General features: G+C 66.4%; 5 protein-coding genes. 4 read left to right on the top strand and 1 reads right to left on the bottom strand.

Annotated elements, in window-relative coordinates:
• Positions 1-306: 2Fe-2S iron-sulfur cluster-binding protein (locus tag VFP86_09250; protein ID HET8999817.1), on the bottom strand; the 306-nt coding region annotated here is incomplete at its 3' end.
• Between the two features lie 167 nt (positions 307-473).
• On the opposite strand from VFP86_09250, the gene VFP86_09245 reads away from it, so the two are divergent.
• The 4 genes from VFP86_09245 (at position 474) to VFP86_09230 (ending at position 5,608) form a co-directional block, all read left to right on the top strand.
• Positions 474-1,334: an oxidoreductase gene (locus VFP86_09245; protein HET8999816.1), complete on the top strand. Its 861-nt coding sequence runs from the start codon at positions 474-476 to the stop codon at positions 1,332-1,334.
• A gap of 101 nt (positions 1,335-1,435) precedes the next feature.
• A complete protein-coding gene (locus VFP86_09240; protein ID HET8999815.1) occupies positions 1,436-2,011 on the top strand; it encodes an isochorismatase family protein in 576 nt (191 codons plus the stop codon).
• Between the two features lie 188 nt (positions 2,012-2,199).
• Positions 2,200-4,233 (top strand): amylo-alpha-1,6-glucosidase, encoded by a 2,034-nt coding sequence (locus VFP86_09235; GenBank protein HET8999814.1) that lies wholly within the window; start codon positions 2,200-2,202, stop codon positions 4,231-4,233.
• Between the two features lie 25 nt (positions 4,234-4,258).
• Positions 4,259-5,608 (top strand): NAD(P)/FAD-dependent oxidoreductase, encoded by a 1,350-nt coding sequence (locus tag VFP86_09230; GenBank protein ID HET8999813.1) that lies wholly within the window; start codon positions 4,259-4,261, stop codon positions 5,606-5,608.
• Positions 5,609-5,871 lie beyond the last annotated feature (263 nt).

Raw genomic sequence — 5,871 nt, 5'->3', positions numbered from 1 at the left:
GCCCGGCGAGCCCAGCCCTTCGATCGTCACGATCTCGTCGTCCTCGTGCATGACGGCGAGGGTCAGGCACGAGTTGATGCGCCGGCCATTGATCAGCACCGTGCAGGCGCCGCACTGCCCGTGGTCGCAGCCCTTCTTGGTACCCGTCAGGTGCAGGTGTTCGCGAAGCGCGTCCAGCAGCGTCGTTCTGGGGTCGAGGTCCACCGCCTGGTCAGTGCCGTTGACCCGAAGGCGTACGGGTACTCCAGGCGATGGGACGTCCCCCTCCTCCGGAGCGATGGGCCTCCGGGAGCCCGCTGGAGCCATGATCTACCTCCACTGTTCGGGGGTCGGGCCAGGCAAAACTTCGATACGTACCGTTTCCTTCCCATCTGTTACGCTTCCTGTAGTGGGACGTTTGCCAACGACCGGCACGTTGCCAGGAGTGATGGACGTTGGGGTGCGCCTACACTCAGCCCAGAAGGGATTACACGATGAGCAGTCAGCAGCTCATGAAAACACAGGTTTGGCTGGTTACCGGCAGTTCGCGCGGCCTTGGTCGGGCGTTCACGGAGGCGGCTCTCGAAGCCGGCCATCGCGTCGTAGCGACGGCCCGCAATTCCGAGCACCTTACCGATATTGCGCGTAAGTTCGGCGAGAGGGTACGAACTGTCTCACTGGATGTCACGAAAGAAGCGCAGGCCAAGGATGCCGTCGATGCGGCGATTGACACCTTCGGTGGCTTGGATGTGCTCGTCAACAACGCCGGGTACGGCAATGTGGGCCCGGTCGAAGATACGTCGCTCGCCGAGTTCCGCGCACAGATCGAGACCAATCTATTCGGCGTCATCATCATGACCAAGGCCGCGCTCCCATACTTCCGTGAGCGCGGGGCGGGACACATCATCCAAATAACATCGATCGCCGGCCGCATCGGGCCGGTCGGGCGCGCACCATACGCAGCGGCGAAGTTTGGTATCGAGGGCTTCTCGGAGTCGCTGTCCAGAGAGGTCCGACCGCTCGGCGTAAAGGTCACGATCGTCGAACCGGGCGGCTTTCGCACCGACTTTGCGGGCGCTTCCACGAATCTTCGCGAAGGGCGCCCGGAGTACGATGCGACCGTCGGGGCGACCGTGCGGTTTCAGCGCAGTTACAACGGCAAGCAGCCGGGCGATCCGGCCAAGGCGGCCGCGGCGGTTTTGCATCTCGCATCTCTGTCCGATCCGCCGCTGCGGCTGTTGCTCGGAAGCGACTCATATAACGCGGCCGAGCAGCACGCCCTCCAAACGCTCGAGTCAGACAGGCAGTGGAAAGATCTCAGCATCTCGACTGACTATGCATCGGCTGTGGTATAGGGCGGGGGCGGCGCCTGGATGGTGGCGGAGTCACGCCTGAGCGGCGATCAGATTCAGGAAGAGATACGCGACGCGCGCGCGCGACTGGAGGAATACACACGATGAACTACGCCCCCCTCGACCCCAAGAACGCCGTCATCCTCTTCGCCGACCTGCAGGCGGGGATTCTCGAGCGTTCTGCCACGCACGATCCGGCCCGTCTGCGCCGTGCGGTGGCCGCGCTCGCGAAGCTCGCCCGCCTCTTCGAAATCCCGGCGATTCTCACCACTGCCGCCGGGGAAAGCGGGGAGCCTCGCGTCACCCCGGAGATTGCCGCGTCGCTGGGAGCGCTGCCGCAGCACGTTCGTAATACCACCGATGCGTTCATACACGCAGCGACGCGCGATGCCATCGCGCAGACCGGCAAAAAGACGCTGCTCGTTGCCGGCGTCGCCACCGAGATCATTGTGCAGCACTCGGCGCTCTCAGGCGCGGCCCGCGGCTACCAGGTACAAGTCGTCGTCGACGCGTGTGGCGGACTCTCCCCACGCACCGAGGACGCGGCGCTCCGCCGCCTCGTGCAGGCCGGCATCGTGACAACCTCGATCGCGTCGATCGCGGGACAGCTTGCCGGGGATTTCACGCAGGCGAAGGGCGGGCAGGCGATCGGCATCCTCTACGAGATGGCGTCCCCTTAGCGGCCGTGCCCAGCGGCAGTCTATCCTCGCCGCCCACTCCCATCGTGAGCTTCGATTTCGGACGGTTTGTCGCCACGACGCAGGCGACGATCACGGCCTCCCCGGGTTGGGCGAGCCACCAGACGGGGTAGACGGCCCTGGCGGCGAAACTACTCGAGCAAACGAAGGGCAGGTAGCCGGGGGGAGCGGTGCGCAAGATTGGACCGGGAGCGTGTGGGACGGTGCTGGAGTCCCCGCTCGTCCGCTTTGGTCGCGAGATCTGCGGCGATCTACCGTCCGGGATCCGGCGCGAGTGGATTGTCACCAACGGCCTGGGAGGATACGCGTCCGGGACGCTTGCCGGGATCGCCACCCGCCGGTATCACGGCCTGCTCGTGGCGGCCTTGACCCCGCCCGTGGGTCGCACCGTGCTCGTCGGCGGCTTGGCGGAGTGGGCCGGATACGGTGGACGCCGCTATCCGCTGTCCACGCACGAGTACGGCGACGGGACGGTCGACCCGCCCGGTTACAAATACCAGCGGGGGTTTCTGCTCGAGGGGATGCTCCCGGTATGGCACTTCGAGCTCGCGGACGCCGTGGTGGAGAAGCGGGTGTGGATGGCGCTCGGCGCCAACACGACGTACGTCCGTTACCGCCTGGTTCGGGGCACCGAGCCCGTGAACCTCGAGATCACGCCGCTCGTGACCTACCGGGACTTTCACGCGCTGCGGTCGGGGCAAGGATGGAGGCCCGAGGCCGCCGCGGTCGCCGGTGGGGTGATGATTCGCGCCTCCGCCGATGCCGTGCCGTACCGGCTCGTCTGCGACGGCGGTCGATTCGCCGCCGGCGGCGTCTGGTATTGGAACTTCCGGCACCGTGAGGAGGCGGCGCGTGGGCTCGACGACCGATCGGACCTCTACGCCCCCGGCGTCTTTCATGCCTCCCTCCAAACGGGCGAGAGCGTTACCCTCGTCGCGACGGCAGAGGCCGGGGAGGTCGTGGAGGGCTCGGCGGCCCTTGAGGGCGCACGCGCCCGGCAGGAGGAGCTTCTGCGCCGCGCCGGCGTCGCGCACGGGGATCGTGTCCTCCAGCAACTCACCCTGGCGGCCGACCAGTTTCTCGTCAGCCGGAACACGGATGGAGGCGCCGGCAAGACGGTGATCGCCGGCTATCACTGGTTCAATGATTGGGGCCGGGACACGATGATCAGCCTGCCCGGGCTTGCCCTGTCGACCGGCCGTCCCGCAGAAGCGGCCGGGATCTTGCGTGGGTTCGCCCGGTTTGTCGCGGACGGGCTCCTGCCGAACAACTTCCCCGATCGCTCCGGCGCGATCCCCGGATACAATACCGCGGACGCCTCGCTCTGGTATGTGTTGGCCGTGCGGGCATACCATGAGGCGACCGGGGATGACGGGCTGGTCGACGAGCTGCTGCCTGCGCTCCGGGAGATCCTGGAGCGGCACCTGCAGGGCACGCGATTTGGCATCGGGATGGACCCCGCGGACGGCCTGCTCCGCGCCGGGCAACCGGGCGTCCAGCTCACCTGGATGGACGCGAAGGTTGGCGACTGGGTCGTGACCCCGCGCATCGGGAAGCCCGTGGAGATCAATGCGCTGTGGTATAACGCGCTGCGGACCGTGGCCGCGTTCTTGGCCGTGAGGCGCGAGGTCGCCGCCGAACGGTATGCGACCGTGGCCGAGCGGGTGCACACCTCATTTCGCGCCCGCTTCCTCGGGCCGGATCGACGCCACCTCGCCGACGTCGTGGACGGCCCTGGTGGCGACGACCTCACGCTGCGCCCGAACCAGATCTTTGCCGTCTCCCTCCCGTTTCCGCTGCTCGACGGCGCCGACGCCGCCGGTGTGGTCGACGAGGTCGGGCGCATGCTGCTCACCACATACGGCCTGCGCTCGCTCAGTCCCGACAACCCAGCCTATCGCGGGGACTACGGGGGCGATGTCGCCCGCCGGGACGGCGCGTATCACCAGGGCTCGGTCTGGGCGTGGCTCATCGGTCCCTACGCCGAGGCGCACCACCGCGTGCACCGGGATCCCGAGGCCGCCCTCGCCCTGCTGCGGAGTTTTGCACCCCACCTGTGCGACGCGGGCCTCGGCACCATCTCCGAGATCTTTGACGGCGACCCCCCGCATCTGCCTCGGGGGTGCATCGCCCAAGCCTGGAGCGTGGCTGAAGTGGTGCGGGTGTGGCGCACACTGGTACCCGTAGGTGTGAACGCTGTATAAAATCGGGCACCAAGGGAGGATCACCATGGCTGAGTACGACCTCGTCGTGATCGGCACGGGGCACGCCGGCTCAACGCCGGCCTATGCCTGTCGCAAGGCCGGATGGTCGGTGGCGATCATCGACAAGCGACCATTCGGCGGTACCTGCGCCCTCCGCGGTTGCGATCCGAAGAAGGTGCTGGTTGGCGTCGCGGATGTGGTCGATTGGTACAGGCGCATGCAGGGCCGAGGCGCTGTCGGAGAGCATCTGCGCCTCGATTGGCCGGCGCTAATTCGGTTCAAGCGCACTTTTACCGAGCCGGTCCCCGAAGATCGGGAAGCGGGATTTCGGGACGCCGGCATCGCCACGTATCACGGGATTGCGCGGTTCCTTGATCCGTCGACGATCCAGGTCGGCGACCGAACGCTGACGGCCCGTCGCATCGTGATTGCGGTCGGCGCCCGTCCGCAGACCCTGCACATCCCGGGTGAGGAGCACCTCACCACCAGCACGCAGTTCCTCGAGCTCGAAGCACTGCCCAGGCGTATCGTGCTCGTCGGCGGAGGTTACATCGCCGCCGAGTTCGCCCATGTGGCCGCCCGGGCGGGCGCCGAGGCAACGATTGTGCACCGGGGGACGCGTCCACTTGAAGGGTTCGACCCCGATCTGGTGGACCAGTGGCAAAGAGCCACGCGGGACGCCGGCATTAACCTCGAGCTCAATGCCGCGGTGGAGGCGGTGGAGAAGCGAGGTACGGGGCTGATCGTGCACGCCGCAAGCGGTGCCCACAAACACGCCTACGAAGCTGATTTGGTCGTGCACGCGGCCGGGCGGGTCCCCGAGATTGATGACCTGGATCACGAGAAGGGCAATGTCAGGGCCGAGACGCGGGGGGTCGTCGTTAACGAGTATCTCCAGAGCGTCAGTAACCCGGCCGTGTACGCTGGCGGCGACAGCGCGGCGAGCGCGGGCTTGCCCCTCACGCCGGTCGCTGGCATGGACGGCGAGGTCATTGCGGCGAATCTGTTAAAGGGGAACCAGCGGAAACCCGACTACAGCGCGGTTCCGACCGTCGTGTTCTCCCTTCCGCCGCTGGCGGCGGTGGGATTGCGCGAAGAGGTCGCCGAGGCGCGGGGCCTTCGCTTCACCGTGAAACACGAGGACATGTCGGACTGGTATTCGTCTCGCCGAATCGGCAACGCATACGCGAGCTACAAGGTGCTGGTGGACGAGGAGGAGGACCGAATTCTCGGCGCCCACGTCCTCGGTCCTCACGCGGACGATGTCATCAACCTGTTTGCCCTCGCGATGCGCGCCGGGGTGAAGGCAAGCGCGGTGAGGAATGCGCTGTATGCGTATCCGTCAGCGTCGGGAGACATCAGTTATATGGTGTGAGTCGCGTCGCTCTCCCCACGCGACAATGATCTTGTCCCCGGGCAGGCTCGGGCAGACGGCGCAGGGATAGCTCATTACCGAAGGCGCGGCTCAAGTTAATCACGAGTTAGACCTGACACACGACCATTCGAATGCGTTCCCGAAGTGGTGCAAACCGTAATCGGAGGACATGCGATGATCGCAGGCGCGAAGTTCGGCCACACGAATCTGATCGCGAAGGATTGGAGAGCGCTGGCGCGGTTCTACGAGGAGCAGTTCGGCTG

This window comes from bacterium (assembly GCA_035703895.1).
Lineage (GTDB): Bacteria > Sysuimicrobiota > Sysuimicrobiia > Sysuimicrobiales > Segetimicrobiaceae > Segetimicrobium.
The sequence above is the reverse complement of the archived record's forward strand: the minus strand, read 5'-3'. Positions and strand labels throughout refer to the sequence as shown.

What these genes read in the sequence shown, in the direction of transcription:
- VFP86_09245 (HET8999816.1), top strand. Translation starts at nt 474, where the DNA reads ATGAGCAGTCAGCAGCTCATGAAAACACAGGTTTGGCTGGTTACCGGC.
- VFP86_09240 (HET8999815.1), top strand. Translation starts at nt 1,436, where the DNA reads ATGAACTACGCCCCCCTCGACCCCAAGAACGCCGTCATCCTCTTCGCC.
- VFP86_09230 (HET8999813.1), top strand. Translation starts at nt 4,259, where the DNA reads ATGGCTGAGTACGACCTCGTCGTGATCGGCACGGGGCACGCCGGCTCA.